At 73.3% G+C, this 17530-nt stretch carries 9 protein-coding genes and 1 tRNA gene; 7 read left to right on the top strand and 3 right to left on the bottom strand.

Going from position 1 to position 17530, the window contains the following annotated elements; genetic code table 11:
- Positions 1-69: 69 nt before the first annotated feature.
- The gene (locus M3677_RS04295; protein ID WP_251159864.1) at positions 70-3225 is read left to right on the top strand and encodes a UrvD/REP family ATP-dependent DNA helicase; all 3156 of its coding nucleotides are present in this window, start codon (positions 70-72) and stop codon (positions 3223-3225) included.
- Positions 3222-6536, top strand: coding sequence for an ATP-dependent DNA helicase (locus tag M3677_RS04290; protein WP_251159863.1), 3315 nt, complete (start codon positions 3222-3224; stop codon positions 6534-6536). Before M3677_RS04295 ends, M3677_RS04290 begins: the two co-directional genes overlap by 4 nt.
- A 196-nt stretch (positions 6537-6732) precedes the next feature.
- On the opposite strand, the gene M3677_RS04285 is transcribed toward M3677_RS04290, so the two are convergent.
- On the bottom strand, positions 6733-7731 hold the full coding sequence (locus M3677_RS04285) for a phosphotransferase (RefSeq protein WP_066652883.1): 999 nt from the start codon (positions 7729-7731) through the stop codon (positions 6733-6735).
- A 119-nt stretch (positions 7732-7850) separates the two neighbouring features.
- Between M3677_RS04285 and nudC the strand changes: the two genes are divergently transcribed.
- Complete coding sequence (gene nudC / locus M3677_RS04280; RefSeq protein ID WP_209683619.1) at positions 7851-8786, top strand: NAD(+) diphosphatase; 936 nt, start codon at positions 7851-7853, stop codon at positions 8784-8786.
- Positions 8783-10537 (top strand): ATP-dependent helicase, encoded by a 1755-nt coding sequence (locus M3677_RS04275; protein WP_209683617.1) that lies wholly within the window; start codon positions 8783-8785, stop codon positions 10535-10537. Before nudC ends, M3677_RS04275 begins: the two co-directional genes overlap by 4 nt.
- Here M3677_RS04275 and M3677_RS04270 read toward each other — a convergent pair.
- Both M3677_RS04270 and M3677_RS04265 read right to left on the bottom strand, forming a co-directional pair.
- Positions 10428-11285, bottom strand: a complete 858-nt coding sequence (locus M3677_RS04270) for a hypothetical protein (RefSeq protein ID WP_209683615.1) — start codon at positions 11283-11285, stop codon at positions 10428-10430. The two genes, M3677_RS04275 and M3677_RS04270, sit on opposite strands and share 110 nt — an antisense overlap.
- A 60-nt stretch (positions 11286-11345) precedes the next feature.
- Entirely contained in the window at positions 11346-12767 is a 1422-nt protein-coding gene (locus M3677_RS04265; protein WP_251159862.1) for a zinc-dependent metalloprotease, read from the bottom strand.
- Between the two features lie 169 nt (positions 12768-12936).
- Between M3677_RS04265 and M3677_RS04260 the strand changes: the two genes are divergently transcribed.
- The 3 genes from M3677_RS04260 to M3677_RS04250 all read left to right on the top strand — a co-directional run bounded on the left by M3677_RS04260 (position 12937) and on the right by M3677_RS04250 (position 17464).
- A complete protein-coding gene (locus M3677_RS04260) occupies positions 12937-14046 on the top strand; it encodes a S16 family serine protease (RefSeq protein ID WP_251154721.1) in 1110 nt (369 codons plus the stop codon).
- Between the two features lie 248 nt (positions 14047-14294).
- Positions 14295-17324: a UPF0182 family protein gene (locus tag M3677_RS04255; RefSeq protein ID WP_209683611.1), complete on the top strand. Its 3030-nt coding sequence runs from the start codon at positions 14295-14297 to the stop codon at positions 17322-17324.
- Positions 17325-17387: 63 nt separating this feature from the next.
- Positions 17388-17464, top strand: a tRNA-Met gene (locus M3677_RS04250).
- Positions 17465-17530: the final 66 nt, after the last annotated feature.

Below are 17530 nucleotides of genomic sequence, written 5' to 3'. Positions count from 1 at the left end.
GGGCGCACCGCCAGCGGCGGTCCCGGTGCGTCGAGCGTTGCTGTCGGCCGTCCTCGGTACCGTGTCCGCGTGCCCAGGACCACGCTGACGACCCTCCCCGAGGACGTCGGGGTCGTCCGCCCGCTCGTCGCCGACCCCGCGCAGGACGCCGTGCTCGCGCTGCCGGAGGGCCGGCACGCCGCCGTGCTCGGCGCGCCGGGCACGGGCAAGACCACCACGCTCGCGCGGCTCGTCGCCGACCGGCTGTCCCGCCCGGACGCGGTCTCGCCGGACGGTCACGCCACGGTGCTCGCGCTGACCTCGGCCCGCACCGCAGCCACGGCGCTCCGCGATCGCCTGGCGGCCGCGGTCGACCGGGCGGTCCCGGGCGCGCTCGCCCGGACGGTCAACTCCCTGGCCTTCCAGGTCGTCGCGCACGCCGCCGCGCTGCAGGGGCAGGAGCCGCCGACGCTGCTCACGGGTGGCGAGCAGGACCGCATCATCGCCGACCTGCTCGCGGGGCACGAGACCGACGGGGTCGGACCGGAGTGGCCGGCGCCGATCACCGCCGTCGTACGGGAACGGGCCGGCTTCCGCACGGCACTCCGCGACGTGATGATGCGCGCCGTGGCCGCCGGGGTGGAGCCCGAGGACATGCGGGAGCTCGCCGACGAGCGCGGTCGCCCCGAGTGGCGCGCGGTCGGTGACTTCGTGGACGAGTACCGCGCAGCGGTGACGGCCTTCCGTGGCAGCAGTCTCGACGCTGCGGAGCTCGTGGCGTTCGCGACCGCCGCGGTGCTGCGACACGAGGTCCCGGCGAGTGTCGCCGCGCTGCGCCTGGTCGTCGTGGACGACACGCAGGAACTCGTCGAGGGCGAGGCCGCCCTGCTCGGGGCGCTCGCCCGCTCCGGGGTGCAGGTCGTGGCCTTCGGGGACCCGGACATCGCGGCCTCGGCGTTCCGCGGTGCGGAGCCGGACGTGCTCGGACGCCTGGCCACTCGGCTCGGTGTGGCGCGCGTCGACGAGGTCGTGCTCGGCACGGTGCACCGGCACGCGGTACCGGTCCGGGAGCTCGTCGGCGCGGTGACGGCGCGCATCGGGGCAGCCGCGGCCGGGCGCCAGCGCACCGCCGTCGCGTCGACGACCGGTGCCCGGAGCGACGCCGTGCTGCACCTCGAGGCCGGCAGCCGTTCGGCGCTCGTCGTCGCCGTCGCCCGGCGCCTCCGTGAACACCGGCTGCTGGACGGCGTGCCGTGGCACCGGATGGCCGTCGTCACCCGCAGCGGAGCGGCCATCCCGGAGCTCGTGCGTGCCCTGTCCGTCGCCGAGGTGCCCGCGACGGCCGGCGCCGCTCCGGTGCGCCCGCGTGACGACAGCGCTGCCCGGGCGCTGCTCGACGCCGCCGCGGTCGCGCTCGGGGTGCTCCCGCTCGGTGCCGACCTGGCGACGTCGTTCGCGACCGGACCCCTCGGTGGCCTGGACACCCTGGCGATGCGACGTCTCCGGCTCGCCCTGCGTCGCGAGGAACTCGCGGGCGGCGGGACCCGTACCGCCGACGAGCTGCTCGTCGAGGCGCTCGGTGCCCCCGAACGGCTCGCCACCGTCGACGCCGGCTTCGCCCGACGCGCGACCCGACTCGCCCGCAGCCTCGTGCAGGCGCGGGCGGACGCCGCCGCGGACGCCAGCATCGAGGAGATCCTGTGGGGACTGTGGGAGCGCAGCGGCCTCGCGACGGCCTGGGGCGGGCAGTCCGCGGCAGGAGGTGTCGGGGCCGCCGAGGCCGACCGGCACCTCGACGCCGTCGTCGGGCTCTTCACCGCGGCGAAGCGCTTCGTCGAGCGCACCCCGGACGCGCCCGCGCGGGTGTTCGTCGACGACCTGCTCGGCGCCGACCTGCCCGAGGACTCCATCGGCCCCGACCGCACGGCCGGCCGCGTGCGCGTGCTCACCCCCTCGGCCACGATCGGGCTCGAGTGCGACGTGGTCGTCGTGCTCGGGCTCCAGGACGGTGTCTGGCCGAACACCCGGGTGCGCGGGAGCCTGCTCGACCCGGACGGGCTGGTCCGCGCAGCCGCCGGCGTCGACGACCAGACCGTCGACGACCGGGCAGCCGTCATCGCGGACGAGCTCCGGTTGTTCGCCCGCGCCGTCTCCCGCGCCACCACCCAGGTCGTCATCGGCACGGTCGCCAACGACGACGAGGCACCGTCGCCCTTCGTCCGGCTCGTCCCGGTGCCGCCGGACCGGCAACCGACCGTGCACCCGCTGTCGCTCCGGGGCATGGCGGGTTCGCTGCGGCGCCGCGTCGTCGCCTCGGGCGACCACGAGGCCGCATCCGCCCTCGCACGGCTCGCCGAGGCCGGGGTCGCCGGTGCGTCACCGGACGAGTGGTACGGGACGGCCGAGCCGACGACGGAGGACCCGCTGGTCGACCTGGACGCCCCGCCGGCGCCCGAGCACGAGGACGGTGAGCCGGTCGCCCCGACGGTCGCGGTGTCGCCCTCGCGCATCGGCACCTTCGAGGAGTGCCCGGTGCACTGGTTCGTGCAGACCTTCGGTGGCAGCGCGCCGAGCCCGGCGATGGGCATCGGGACGATCGTCCACGAGGCGATGGAGCAGGCCACCGCGGTCGACGTCGAGTCGCTGTGGGACCACGTGGAGGGGCGCTGGGACGAGCTGACCTTCGAGTCGCCGTGGGTCGCCGACCGCGAACGCGCGCGGACCCGGCGGATGATCGAGGGGCTCAGCGACTACCTGCGCACGTTCGCGAGCGCCGGTCGACGGCTGCTCGGCGCGGAGACGTCGTTCGCACTCGTGACCGGGCCGGCGCGGATGCGCGGCAGCATCGACCGCATCGAGGTCGACCCCGACGGGCGGGTCAGCGTCGTCGACCTGAAGACCGGCCGCTCCATGCCGAGCGAGAAGAACGACATGCCGGAGCACCCCCAGCTCGGCGCGTACCAGCTCGCGGTCGAGGACGGCGCGGTCGAGGGGGTCCCGGTGGGCGCGCCGATGGCCGACGCCCGACTCGTCTTCGTGCAGAACCCCCGCTCGGGACAGGCGTACTCGGAGCGCACGCAGCACGCCTTCGACGACGAGGCGCGCGAGGCCTACCGGGAACGGTTGCACGCCGTCGCGCGGGGGATGGCCGGCCGGACCTTCCTGGCGAACGTCGACGACCACTGCGACCGGGCGCGGACCGGCGTCGAGTGCCGCATCCACGTGGTGGGGGAGGTGACCTGGTGACGACCGGTACCGACACGCAGCCCGGGGCCGACGCAGGTGTCGACACCGCCGCACCCCCGGCGGCCCACGACGCCGACGCGCCCCCGGCGATCCACGATGCCGACGCGATCGCCGACGCCCTCGGCCGACCGCGCCCGACCGACCAGCAGCGTGCGGTCATCGAGTCGCCGCTCGCTCCCGCGCTCGTCGTCGCGGGAGCCGGCAGCGGCAAGACGGAGACGATGGCGTCGCGGGTGGTGTGGCTGCTCGCGAACGGGTTCGTCCGTCCGGCCGAGGTGCTCGGGCTGACGTTCACCCGCAAGGCGGCCGGTGAGCTGTCCGTGCGCATCAACGACCGGATCCGTGCGCTCGAGGACGTCGGGCTCCTGACCGCCGGCGACGCCTTCGAGGCCCCGACGGTCTCCACCTACAACGCGTTCGCCAACGCCGTGTTCCGCGAGAACGCCCTGCTGGTCGGCCGTGACGGCGAGTCCCAGGTGCTCACCGAGCCCTCCGCCTGGCAGCTCGCCCGTCGGGTGGTCGTCGGTGCGCGGGACGACCGGCTCGCCGGGCTCGACCGCGACGTCGACACCGTGACCGCTGCCGTCGTGGCCCTCGCCGGGGCGGTGTCCGAGCACCTCGTCGACCCGGCCGACCTGCGTCGCTTCGCGATCGACTTCGGTGCGCTGCTCGAGCTGCCCGGGAACGCCAGGGGCAACCCCTACAAGGCCGTGACCGACACCGTCGCAGCGATCGGAGCGCTGGAGCCGCTCGTCGACCTCGTCGAGGAGTTCCGACGGCAGAAGGTCGACCGCGGCTTCGTGGAGTTCTCGGACCAGATCGCCCTCGCGCTCGCCGCGGCCGAGTCCGCCCCGCGGGTGGTCGACGACCTGCGGAGCCGGTTCCGTGTGGTGCTCCTCGACGAGTACCAGGACACCTCCGTGGTGCAGACACGCTTCCTCGCCCGGCTCTTCCGCGGACACCCGGTGATGGCGGTCGGCGATCCGCACCAGTCGATCTACGGCTTCCGCGGGGCGAGCGCGGCGAACCTGGCCCGCTTCCCGCGCGACTTCGCGGACGCACCGGTCGCACCGGTCGCGGGGACGGACGGTGCCGGAACGCCGGCGCCGGTGACCTTCGCCCTGTCCACGAGCTGGCGCAACCCGGTCGACGTGCTCGCCGGCGCGAACGCCGTCGTCGACCCGCTGTCGGCTGCGTCGGAGGTCGCCGTGGAGCGACTCGCGCCGCGACCCGGTGCGGACGCCGGCACGGTGACGGCCGTCTTCCCCGAGACCCTGCCCGAGGAGGCGGACGCGGTCGCCCGCTGGTTCGCGGACCGCCGGAGTGCCTCGCCGGAGGGCTCGATGGCGCTGCTGCTGCGCTCGCGGAAGGACCTGTCGGCGTTCACCGCCGCGCTCGGTGCACACCGGGTGCCGTTCCACGTGCTCGGCACCGGCGGCCTCCTGCAGCGACCCGAGATCGTCGACCTGGTGGCGTGTCTCCGGGTGCTCCACGACCCGGCGGCCGGCAACGACCTCATCCGCCTGCTCGCCGGCGCACGGTGGCGGGTCGGTGCCGCCGACGTCGCCGCGCTGCACGAACTCGCCCGCTGGCTGTTCCGCCGCGACCACACGCAGCAGCGCCTCGACGACGAGCTGACCGCGGCGTTCCGCGCGTCCGTCGCCGCCGGGGAGCACGGATCGATCGTCGACGCGCTCGACTTCGTCGCGAGCGCCCCCGACGAGCACGGCGCCCTCGAGGGCATCAGTCCCGCCGGCCGCCAGCGGATGCGCGAGCTCGGGCAGCAGCTCGCCGCGCTCCGGGCCCGGGCGGCCGGGGACCTGGTCGACTTCGTGACCCTGGTCGTGCAGGAGATGCGGCTCGACGTCGAGGTCGCCGCCCACGAGCAGGGGAGCGCCGCCTTCCTCGACGCGTTCGTCGACGAGCTCGCCGGGTTCGTGACGACCGACGACCGCGCCGACCTCGGTGCCTTCCTCGGCTGGATCGACGCCGCCGCCCGCCGCGACGACATGGGCCCGCGGTCGGAGGAGCCGGAGGCCGGCACGGTGCAGATCCTGACGATCCACGGGTCGAAGGGCCTGGAGTGGGACGCGGTCGCGGTGCCGCGGCTCGTCGAGGGCGCGCTCCCCGCCCGACCGCAGGAAGGATCCTCGGGGTGGCTCGGCTTCGGCCGCCTGCCGTACGAGTTCCGCGGGGACGCCGACGAGCTCCCGCGGCTCGAGTGGCGGGGGCACGCGGACCAGAAGGGCGTCGTCGACGCCATCGAGGCCTACAAGGAGCAGGTGAAGGCCCGGAACGAGGACGAGGAGCGTCGGCTGACCTACGTGGCGCTGACGCGGGCACGGCACGACCTGCTCGTGTCCGGGTCGTCGTGGGCCGGCGGGGTCAAGCCGACGCCGCCGAGTCGGTACCTCCGGGACCTCGTCGCGGCAGGGGTCGTCGCTGCCGACGCCGTCCCCGACGGCACCGTGCACGAGGAGAACCCCCTCGGCGGGGACGGGGCGACCCAGACCTGGCCGCACGTGCCGTTCGGGCAGCGGGGTGCCCGGGTCCTCGCGGCAGCCGAGCGCGTCCGGAACGCGAACCCCGGTGCGGCCGGGCGCTTCGCGGCGGACATCGACCTGCTGCTCGCCGAGCGGCAGGCTGCACGGTCGGACCGGCGCCGCGTCGCGATCCCGCACCGTGTCCCGGCCTCGGGGTTCAAGGACTACATCGGCCAGCCGGACGCGGTCGCCGAGCGCCTGCGCCGGCCCATGCCGGAGCGGCCGTACCGTGCGACCAGGCTCGGCACGCTCTTCCACCAGTGGGTCGAGCAGCGCGCGCGCAGCGGTGGCTCGCTCGAGACCCTCGACCTGTGGGACGACGAACGCGACCTCGACGCGGACGAGGCCGTGGACGCCTCGACCGACGCCGCGGTCACCGACGACGACGCACGACGACTGGCGGCGTTCCAGGCGACCTTCGCCCGGTCACGCTGGGCCGACCTGACCCCGGTGGAGGTCGAGCGCGAGATCCACATCCCGTTCCTCGGGCACAGCGTGGTGTGCAAGCTCGACGCGGTGTACGAGATCGACGGTCGCGCCGAGGTGGTGGACTGGAAGACCGGCAAGGCACCGACCGGCACGGCGGACCTGGCCGCGCGGCAGCTGCAGCTCGCGCTGTACCGGGTGGCGTACGCCGAGTTCACCGGGCGACCGGTCGACGAGGTGGACGCCGTCTTCTACTTCGTCGCGGACGACCTCGAGGTACGGCCCACGGCGCTGCTCGACCGTGCCGGTCTCGAGCGCGCCTGGCAGGAGGCGCTCGGCTGATCCGGTGCGTCGACCGGCCGGGTGCGTCGACCGGCCGGGTGCGTCGACCGGCCGGGCCCGGTGCGTCGGCCGGCCGGATCAGGGCTGGGCCGCTGCGGCACGTGGACCGACGCCGTGTCGGACGGGAGGCGCGGGGCGGGGCCGCGGGGAGCCTCCCGTCCGATGGGTGGTCGCGACGGACGGGGCGGCGGCCGGGTCAGCCGTGTCGACGCTCGGTCGACGACAGCAACTGCTCGACCTCGCCGATCTCCATCGTCTCGGGGGAGACCGACTGCAGCGGCGCCGCGCTCGGGGTCTGCACGGCGTCGACCAGCCGGTGCATCATCGCGACCGCGTCGTCGACCACCTCGGTGCTCTTCGCCTGCACGCCGTGCAGCAGCCACTGGGCGGTCTCGAGCTCGTGGTGGACGCGGGCGCGCTGGGCGAGCTGGCGGTCCCGACCCCCGCCGTTCGCCTCGTACGCACTGATCACGGTGTCGAAGGCGTCGCGGTGACCGGCGAGCACCCAGGCCAGGTCCTTCGCGGGGTCGCCGAGTCGGAGCTCGCCCCAGTCGAGGACGCCGGTGACCGAGTCGCCGTCGACCAGGACGACCCCGGTGCCCAGCGCGCCGTGCACGACCGTCGGGGTGAACTGCCAGAGCTGCTGGTCGCGCGCAGCGCCCTCCCACCGTTCGACGAGTGCGGCGGGCACGAGCTTCGTGGCGACCGCGCGGTCCATCACGGAGACGGCGGAGCGCAGGACCTCGAACGGGGTGAGCGACGGCAGTCCCGCGTCCGTCACGAAGCTCGTCGGCAGCTGGTGGACGGCCGCGACGGCACGGCCGACGGCGGTCGCGAGGTCGGGACGCTCGGTCAGGTCGCGCAGCGTCGGGTGGGTGCCCGGCACGTAGGTCGTGACGATCGCCCGGGTCGAGCCGATCGGCGCCTGACCGCGGTACTCGGCCACGGCGAACGGCAGACGCGAACGGATGCCGGCGCTCAGGGCACGGATCGCGACGAGGTCCGCGGACTGCCGGGCCTCGGCCCGCTGGTTGCGCGGGCGACGGATCGCACTGAGCGCGCCGTCCGCGTCGCGGAGGACGGCCGACTCGTAGTCACCGGAGGCGGCCGAGCCGAGTGTGCGCGTGCCCGTGACGACCAGACCGGGAACGGCCGTGGTCGCCAACGCGGCTAGAGTGAACTGGGATCCCGCCATGCCCCTCAGGGTAGGTCCGCGTCCGGTGCCGGAGCGCACGCCACGCTGGCCTGTGCAAGCCCGGGCACCGTCCACAGGGTCCCGTTGAGAAACCCGTCCCGATCGAGGAGCACCCCGCCGTGACCGTCGAGTTCGCCGCCAGACTCCCGCTGTCCCGCAACGAACTCGACCGCGACGCGGAGTTCCGGACCACCCCCGACCTCGACCGCGTCCTGCGCGCCGACCCGGACACCCGGTGGCTGCCGGTCCGCGGTGCCGAGCTGCTCCGTGACGCCGACGGCGCGCTCCGGTTCGTGGGCGCCGACGCGGTGCCCGAGCACGCGGTGACGCTCTACCTCGGCCGAGCGGTCACCGACGCCGCCGACGCTCCCGCCGGCACGCGCTTCGCCGCCGCGCTGCTCGACGCGACGGCCGCCGCCGCGATCGAGCCCGACGACGGGGCGTGGTCGAGCCTGCGCATGTTCGGCACCGAGCTGTCCGCCCGCGACCAGGGCCTCGCGGTCGAGGCCGTCGCGATGGCGAACTGGCACGCCGTGCACGGGTTCTCCCCGCGCACCGGCTCGCCGTCCGACGTCGTCAGCGGCGGGTGGGTCCGCCGCGACCCCGAGGGGCACGAGCTCTTCCCGCGGACCGACGCGGCGATCATCGTCGGGGTCACCGACGCCGACGACCGCATCCTGCTCGGGTCGAACGCCGCGTGGGACGCCGACCGCTACTCGCTGCTCGCCGGCTTCGTCGAACCGGGGGAGTCCCTCGAGGACGCCGTCCGCCGCGAGGTCTGGGAGGAGTCCGGCGTGCGCGTCGAGGAGCCCGAGTACCTCGGGTCGCAGCCCTGGCCGTTCCCCGCGTCGCTCATGGTCGGCTTCCGCGCACGCGCCGTGGACGGCGATCCCTCGACCGCTCGACCGGACGGCGTCGAGATCCTCGACGTCCGGTGGTTCTCGCGCGACGAGGTCCGCGAGCGTGCCGGCGACACCCTGCTGCTGCCCGGCCGCACGTCGATCGCCCGCGCGATCATCGAGGAGTGGTACGGCGGGCCGCTGGACGTGCCGTGACCGATCCCCGCGCGGCGACCGGTGCCGCACCGGTGCGCCCGCCGTCGCCGGACGAACTGCTCGCGGCGCTCGACGCCGAGCAGCAGACCGTGGCCCGGACGTTGCTCGGCCCCGTCGCCGTGCTCGCCGGCGCAGGGACCGGCAAGACCCGGGCGATCACCCACCGGATCGCGTACGGGGTCGCGACCGGCACGTACTCGCCGAACCACGTCCTCGCGCTCACCTTCACGACACGGGCGGCCGGGGAACTCCGGTCGCGGCTGCGCGCGCTCGGCGCCGGGACGGTCCAGGCGCGGACCTTCCACGCCGCGGCGATGGCACAGCTCAGCTACTTCTGGCCGGACACCGTCGGCGGGCACGCCCCGCGCATCGTGGAGTCCAAGGGACGGGTCATCGCGCACGCCGCCGACACGGTCGGGATCCACGTGGACACCCCGGTGCTCCGCGACCTCGCGGCCGAGGTCGAGTGGCGCAAGGTGCAGATGCTCACCTACGACGAGTACGAGGCCGCTGCGGCCGACCGGGTGATGCCGCGGGACACCCCGCCCCGGCGGGTGATCGACCTCATGAAGGCGTACGAGCAGCTCAAGGACGACCGTCGGCAACTCGACTTCGAGGACGTCCTGCTCGCGACGCTCGGCATGGTCGAGTCGGAGCCGCGGGTGGCCTCGTACGTCCGACAGCAGTACCGGTTCTTCGTCGTGGACGAGTACCAGGACGTCTCGCCCGTGCAGCACGACCTGCTGCGCGCGTGGCTCGGCGGCCGCGACGACGTGTGCGTGGTCGGTGACGCCAGCCAGACGATCTACTCGTTCGCGGGCGCGTCGAGCCGGTACCTGCTGGGCTTCGGGTCGGAGTTCCCCCGCGGGTCGGTCGTGCGCCTCGAACGGAACTACCGGTCGACGCCCGAGGTGGTGCACGCCGCGAACACCCTGATGCGCGGGCAGCCCGGTGCGCTCGACCTCGTCGCGCAGTCCGCCGAGCGGGGCCCGGAGCCGGAGGTGCTGCCCTGCGTGCACGACGGCGACGAGGCGCAGACCGTCGCCCGTCGCATCGGCGAGCTCGTGGCGTCGGGAGCGGCGTTCGGCGACTGCGCGGTCCTGTTCCGCGTCGGCGCGCAGTCCGCCGCGCTCGAGTCCGCCCTCGGTCGCGCCGGCATCCCGTACCGGGTGCAGGGCGGCACGCGGTTCTTCGACCGGCCCGAGGTGAAGCTCGCGGTGCACCACATGCGCGGCGAGGCCGTCCGGCAGACCGACGACGAGCTCACCCGCCGGGTCGGGCTCGTGCTGCAGCTGAGCGGCTGGACCCCGACGCCGCCGGACGGCACCGGCGCGGTCCGCGACCAGTGGGAGGCGTTGCAGGCGGTCATGGGCCTGGCCGAGGCCGCGCCCGCCGGCACGACGATGCAGCAGTTCACGCAGGACCTGGTCGACCGTGCGGCGACCCACCACGAGCCGGAGCTCGACGCTGTGACCCTCGCCACGCTGCACTCCTCGAAGGGTCTGGAGTGGCCCCACGTCGTGGTCGTGGGCGCCGCCGAGGGGCTGCTGCCCATCTCCCACGCCGCGACCGACGCCGAGGTCGACGAGGAGCGCCGGCTGTTCTACGTCGGGCTGACCCGCGCGCGTCGCTCGGTCACCGTCACGTGGTCACGGCAGGGTTCCACGCGCGGGGGTGCCCGGGCGCCGAGTCGGTTCCTGGCAGCGCTCGACAGGCGCACCGAGGGTGCTGTGCCACCGGCAGCAGGCTGACCGTCAGGTCGTCGCGGTCGAAGACGACCTGCTCCGTCGTGGGGACCTGGGTCCGCAGGGGCAGGCGCTGCACGAGCATCCGCACCGCGGCCGATGCGACCGCTGCGCGTCGCCAGGGCGACAGCGGTGCTGCCGGCCGACCCCACACCTGGGCGGCCAGCGCGGGCCACGCCGGGTCCTCGTCCACGCGGGCGTACTCGACACACTGCAGGCACGGGCCGTCGCCCGGGACGACCACCGGCCCGAGCCGGATCCGACCGTCGCCGACCACGAGCGACAGGTGCGGGGTCCCGCGCCGCGCCCACGCCGACCGGAGCGCCGGGTCGACGACGTGGTCGACGACGACCACCGCGAGTGCGGGGGTCGGGTCCGGCAGCACGACCGGCCCACCGCGGCGCGCGGCCGTCCGGGCCACCGTCACGCCCTCGCCGGAGAGCATCTCGGCGACGGTGTCGGCGAGGACGCCGTCCCCGTGGACCTCGACCCGGGCGAGCGGCTCGGGCAGGACGTCGACGACGGCGGGGGAGGCGTCACCGAGCACGCGGGCCGCCACCTCGGGCCTGCACCCCGTCGTCCCGGCGAGGGCGGTCAGGGCGTCGCGGCTCGTCTCCCGCCGGAGCGCGCAGAGGAAGCGCTCCTCGGCCACGGTCGGGACGGGGACGACGGCGCGCGGCGGGTCGACGCCGAGCTGCACGGTCCCCGGGTCGCGCCAGACGAACTCGAGCGTGGGGTCGATGCGGATGCCCATGCACCCACGCTGGCGGAACGGCCGGCCCCGTGGGGACCGGCCGTCACGATCTGTGGAGAACTAGCGGGGTCCGGCGCCGGGGGTGTCGTCGCCCGCAGCGCGGTCGTCCGCGGGGCCACCCTCGTCCTCGATGCCGCCGCTCTCGTCCTCGCGCGGGCGGTCGCCGGAGGCGTCGTTGAGCAGGTCCTCGAGCGCCTTGTCGAACGCGTCGTCCTCGGCGGAGCGACCCGGGTTCCGCAACCGCAGCACGAAGGCGTCCGGGTCGTCCACGTCCTCGGACGTCGGCACGGCGTCGAAGTGCGACCACAGGGCGTCGCGCTCCTCGGCCCCGAACTCCTCGGTGACGCGCTGCCAGAGCGCAGCGGCCTCGCGCAGACGGCGGGGGCGCAGCTCGAGGCCGACGAGCGTGGCGAAGGCCGACTCGGCGGGACCACCGGCGGCACGGCGACGGCGGACCATCTCCGCGATCGCGTCGGACTTCGGCAGCCGGACCGTCGCGGCGGCGGTGACCGTGTCGACCCAGCCCTCGACGAGCGCGAGCATCGTCTCGAGCCGGCCGAGCGCGGCTTCCTGCTCGGGCGTGCGCGGCGGGATGAGCGCCCCGGACGCGAGTACGTCGCGCAGCTGCTCCTGGTTGGTCGGGTCGATCTCCGAGGCCAGTTCCTCGACCCGGTCGAACGGGATGTGGATGCCCCGTGCGTAGTCGGTGATCGACGAGATGATGTGCAGCCGGAGCCAGCGGGCGGAGCGGAAGAGCCGGGCGTGCGCGAGCTCACGGACGGCCAGGTAGATCCGGACCTCGTCCTCGGGCACGTCGAGGCCCTCGGCGAACTCGGCGACGTTCTGCGGCAGCAGTGCGGCGACCTGCTCGTCCAGGAGCGGTACGCCGACGTCGCCGCCGGAGACGACTTCCTTCGACAGCTGCCCGACGACCTGGCCGAGCTGGATCGCGAACAGGGCGCCGCCGACGCCGCGCATCGCCTTCGAGACGTCGCCGAGCATGGCCTTGAGCTGCTCGGGCGCGCGCTGGTCGATCGCCTCGGTGAGCGCGTTCGCGATGCTCAGCGCCACCGGCTCGGCGATCTGCGCCCAGACCGGGGTGGTGGCCTTCGCCCACTGCTCCCGCGTGTACAGGCTCGGCGTCGCGGTGAGCTCGGGGACGCTCGTGGCCTCGTCCAGCCAGAGCGCGGCGACCTGGAACGCCTGGTCCGATGCCTGGGCGGTCGCCGGGTCGACCGGGTGCCCGCCGTCGCGCGCGATCGCGGTCGCACGCTCGGACGCGACCGAGAAGTCGATGCCGTCCCTGCCCGACTGCGCCGCGCGCTGGAGCTGGCTCATCAGGTTCGCCACGAACGCCGGGTCGTTCGGCAGTCCGGCCGCGCCCGCGAGCTGCGACGGGTCGATCTGTCCCTCTCCGGAGAGCAGCTTGCGCAGCATCTCCTGGAAGTCGTCGTCCGGCCCCGGCTGCGGTTGATCAGGCATGACGACTACGCTAACCGCTGCTCACGGGGCCGCGCCCGGGATGCTCCCGAGGGGACGCCCGGACCGCTGCGCCGAGGGCGAACAGCCCGCGAGCACGCGGGCGACCGACCCGCCAACGCGCGGGTGCACCGCCCGCACCCGCGGGCGCCCCGCCCGTGGAAGGACGTCCGTGACCCTCTTCGCCCCCGCGCCCCGTCGCCGTTCCCGCGCACGCACCGTCGGCTGGGCGTTCGTCATCGGCGCGGTCGTGCTCGGACTCCTGGCGAGCTTCCTGCCGAGCCCCTACCTGATCGAGGTGCCCGGGCCGGTCTACAACACGATCGGCACGCAGCGGCAGGGGCAGGGCAAGGACGCGAAGGACGTCGAGCTCATCCAGATCGACGGGGCGGAGACGTACCCGACGGGTGGCGCGCTCGACATGCTCACCGTGGGCATCCAGGGTGACGCCACGAACCGCCCGTCGTGGACGAGCGTGATCCGCGCGCTGTTCTCGCGCTCCGAGGCGGTCATCCCCGCGAGCGCCGTCTACCCGGAGGGCACCACCACCGAGCAGGTGAACCAGCAGGACGAGGCCGACATGCGGTCGTCGCAGCAGTCCGCCGTCGCCGCCGCGCTCATCCACCAGGGCCACGACCTGCCGACCGAGCTCCGGGTCGGGACGGTGCAGGAGGGCTCCGCTGCGGACGGCACCATCCGCGAGGGCGACGTCATCACGGCCTTCGACGGGGAGCAGCTGACCGAGAACGTCGACGCCGGGTCGCTCCGTGCGGCGGTCGCGGAGCACGGGACCTCGTCGCCGGCGACGGTGACGCTGCTGCGCGACGGGAAGCGCGAGCAGGTCGAGGTCACCCCCCGCGAGGAGCAGGGGACCCCGCTCCTCGGGGTCGGCGTCACCGAACGGTACGACTTCCCCTTCGACGTGAAGATCGCGCTGCAGGACGTCGGCGGCCCGTCCGCCGGCATGATGTTCGCGCTCGGGATCATCGACGAGCTGACGCCGGGCGAGCTCAACGGCGGGAAGCACGTCGCGGGCACCGGCACGATCACCGCGGACGGCGAGGTCGGCCCGATCGGTGGCATCCGGCAGAAGCTCTACGGCGCGAAGGACGCCGGTGCGACCGTGTTCCTGGCGCCGGCCGACAACTGCGACGAGGTCGTCGGCCACGTGCCGGACGGACTCGACGTCTACAAGGTCGCCACGCTCGACCAGGCGGTCACCGACCTCGAGACGATCGCCGCGGGGAAGAGCACCGCCGGGCTCGCACGCTGCGGCTCCTGACCCGATCACCCGCACGGCGCGACGTGCGCGCTCGACGCGATCCGCGCCTCCCGGCCGACCGGCCTGGAGGCTCGGCTCGCCTTCCTGAGTCCCCGTACAGTTTCGCTGTCGGTCCGGACCAATAGGATCGGAGCACTGACGGCCCGGCGCGCCGGGCCCGCCGGTCCGACACGTCTGGAGCACATCAAGTGACGACAACCTCGTCCACCTCGGGCACTGCTGGGCGGCGTTCGCCGCGGGTCCCGATCGTGGTCACGATCATCGTGCTGGCCGCACTGGTGATCGGCTTCTTCATCTTCGCCAGCCTGTACACCGACTACGCGTGGTTCGCGCAGCTCGGGTTCCAGCAGGTCCTCACCACGCGCTGGATCGCGGGCACGCTCATGTTCGTGGCCGGGTTCCTCGGCATGGCGGTCCCGGTCTACGTGAGCATCGCGCTCGCCTTCCGCTTCCGCCCGGTCTACGCCAAGCTCAACTCGCAGCTCGACCGCTACCAGCAGGTCATCGAGCCCCTGCGCCGCGCGGTCATGATCGGCATCCCGGTCGTCCTCGGCCTGTTCGCCGGGCTCGCGACCGCCGGTCGCTGGAGCATGGTGCTCGAGTACTTCAACCGGACCCCGTTCGGCCAGAAGGACCCGCAGTTCGGGCTGGACATCGGGTTCTACGTGTTCGAGCTGCCGTTCTGGCGCTCGATCGTGGCGTACTCGTCGGCCGTCGTCCTCATCGCCGGCATCGCCGCGCTCGCCGCGACCTACCTCTACGGCGCGCTCCGCTTCGGCGGTCGCGAGGTCCGCATCTCGAAGGCCGCGCGCGTCCAGCTCGCCGTCACCGCAGCGGTCTACGTGGCGCTGCAGGCCGTCAGCCTGTGGCTCGACCAGTACGCCGCGCTGACGAAGGACAACCCGCTCATCACGGGTGCGCAGTACACCGACGTCAACGCCGTCATCCCGGGGCGCGAGATCATGGCGGGCATCGCGGCGATCGTCGCGATCCTCTTCATCGTCACCGCCGTCATCGGCCGCTGGCGCATCTCGATCGTCGGCACCGGGCTGCTGCTCGTCGCGGCGATCGTCATCGGCGGCATCTACCCCTGGATCGTCCAGCGCATCCAGGTGAAGCCGTCGGAGCGGACCTACGAGTCGGCCTTCATCGAGCGCAACATCAAGGCCACCCGCGACGCGTACGGCGTGAGCGGGGTGCAGGAGCAGAACTACGACGCCACGACCGAGGCGAGCTCCGGTGCACTGGCGCAGGACGCCCAGACCACGGCGAACATCCGTCTGATCGACCCGAAGATCGTCTCGGACACGTTCAGCCAGCTGCAGCAGTACCGGCAGTACTACCAGTTCCCCGACCAGCTGGACGTCGACCGCTACGACATCGACGGCCAGACCGAGGACACCGTCATCGCGGTCCGCGACATCGACCTCGACGGGCTCAGCTCGCAGGCGAACACCCAGTACAACCGGACGTTCGTCTACACCCACGGCTTCGGCGTCACCGCGGCCTACGGCAACCAGCGCGCGAGCGACGGCAAGCCGGTGTTCCTCGAGTCCGGCATCCCGTCGAACGGGCAGCTCGGCAACTACCAGGAGCGTGTCTACTTCGGTGAGACCTCGCCGCCGTACTCCATCGTGGGCGGACCCGAGGGCTCGAAGAACATCGAGCTCGACTACCCGGCCGGCTCCGACGACAGCGACGGCGGCAACGCCACGACGACGTACCAGGGCGACGGCGGACCGAGCCTCGGCGGGTTCTTCAACCGCCTCGTCTACGCGGCGAAGTTCCAGTCGGAGCAGATCCTGCTGTCGGACGCGGTGAACCGCGACTCGCAGATCCTGTACGACCGCGACCCGATCCAGCGCGTGCAGAAGGTCGCTCCGTACCTGAAGCTCGACAGTGACGCGTACCCGGCGATCGTCGACCACCGCATCCAGTGGATCGTGGACGGCTACACGACGAGCGACGCCTACCCGTACTCCCAGAGCCAGAGCCTGTCGGACACGGTCGCCGGGACCGACTCGTCGGCGTTCCGCACGGACCAGGTGAACTACATCCGCAACTCGGTGAAGGCCACCGTCGACGCGTACACCGGCAAGGTGACGCTCTACGCGTGGGACACCGAGGACCCGGTGCTCAAGACGTGGCAGAAGATCTTCCCCACGTCGACGCAGCCGGTCTCGCAGATGAGCGCGGAACTCCTCGACCACGTGCGCTACCCGACCGACCTGTTCAAGGTGCAGCGCTCGATCCTCGGCACGTACCACGTGACGAACGCGAACTCGTTCTACTCGGGTGACGACGCGTGGAACACCCCGCAGGAGACCACCACGGGCACGACCGACTCCGAGGCCAACTCGGACACGGTGTCGCAGACGACGACGAACGCCCTCGGTACCAGGACCACGGCGTCGCAGGGCAACCTGCAGGACCCGTACTACCTGACGATGAAGGTGCCGGGGCAGGACACCGCCTACTCGCTGTACACGACCTACATCCCGCAGCAGTCGGCCGGAGCGAACAACCGCAACGTGCTGACCGGGTACCTGGCGGTGGACTCCGACGCGGGTGGTGCCGGCAAGGGCGAGAAGGCGTCGAACTACGGCAAGCTCACGCTGCTGACGATGCCGAAGACGGACAACATCCCGGGTCCGGCGCAGGTGCAGAGCCTCTTCAACGGTGACACCACCGTGTCGCAGGAGCTGAACATCCTGAAGCGGGGCAACTCGACCGTGAAGCAGGGCAACCTGCTGACGCTGCCGGTCGGCGGTGGGTTCCTCTACGTCCAGCCCGTCTACGTCCAGTCGACCTCGAGTGGCTCGTACCCGCTGCTGCAGAAGGTGCTCGTGGCCTTCGGCGACAAGATCGCGTTCGAGGACACCCTCGACCAGGCGCTCAACGAGCTGTTCGACGGTGACTCCGGTGCTGCCGCCGGTGACCAGGGCGCGGCGAACGGGTCGGGTTCGACCGGTTCGTCGGACTCGGGTTCGTCGGGCTCGGGTTCGTCGGGCTCGGGCTCGTCCGACTCGGGTTCGGGATCGTCCGACTCCTCGGGTGACTCCGGTTCGTCGTCCGGAGGGTCCTCCTCCGGCGGCTCGGGCGACTCGTCGAGCAACACCGGCAACCAGGCGCTCGACCGGGCCCTGGCCGACGCGCGCAGCGCGCTGCAGGACCGCCAGAAGGCCTACGCCGACAACGACCTGGTCGCTGCGGCCGAGGCGGACAAGCGCCTGCAGGACGCCATCGAGGCCGCGACCGAAGCCGAGAACGGCAACTGACACGCCGTGGCGGGGCACTCGATTTGTGCCCCGCCACCGGGGTGTGTAGGCTATTGGATGTGCCGCGGGGTGGAGCAGTTCGGTAGCTCGCTGGGCTCATAACCCAGAGGTCGTAGGTTCAAATCCTGCCCCCGCAACCAAGCGTCACAAGAAGGCCCCGGTCCACTCGGACCGGGGCCTTCCTCGTTCCACCCGGACGTGCAAGG

The organism is Curtobacterium sp. P97, from assembly GCF_023712445.1.
Classification (GTDB): domain Bacteria; phylum Actinomycetota; class Actinomycetes; order Actinomycetales; family Microbacteriaceae; genus Curtobacterium.
This window is presented reverse-complemented; position numbering and strand designations above follow the sequence as displayed.

Coding starts and splice junctions, on each gene's coding strand:
- M3677_RS04285 (WP_066652883.1), bottom strand. CDS start 7,731: ATGGCGGGATCCCAGTTCACTCTAGCCGCGTTGGCGACCACGGCCGTT.
- M3677_RS04265 (WP_251159862.1), bottom strand. CDS start 12,767: ATGCCTGATCAACCGCAGCCGGGGCCGGACGACGACTTCCAGGAGATG.
- M3677_RS04270 (WP_209683615.1), bottom strand. CDS start 11,285: ATGGGCATCCGCATCGACCCCACGCTCGAGTTCGTCTGGCGCGACCCG.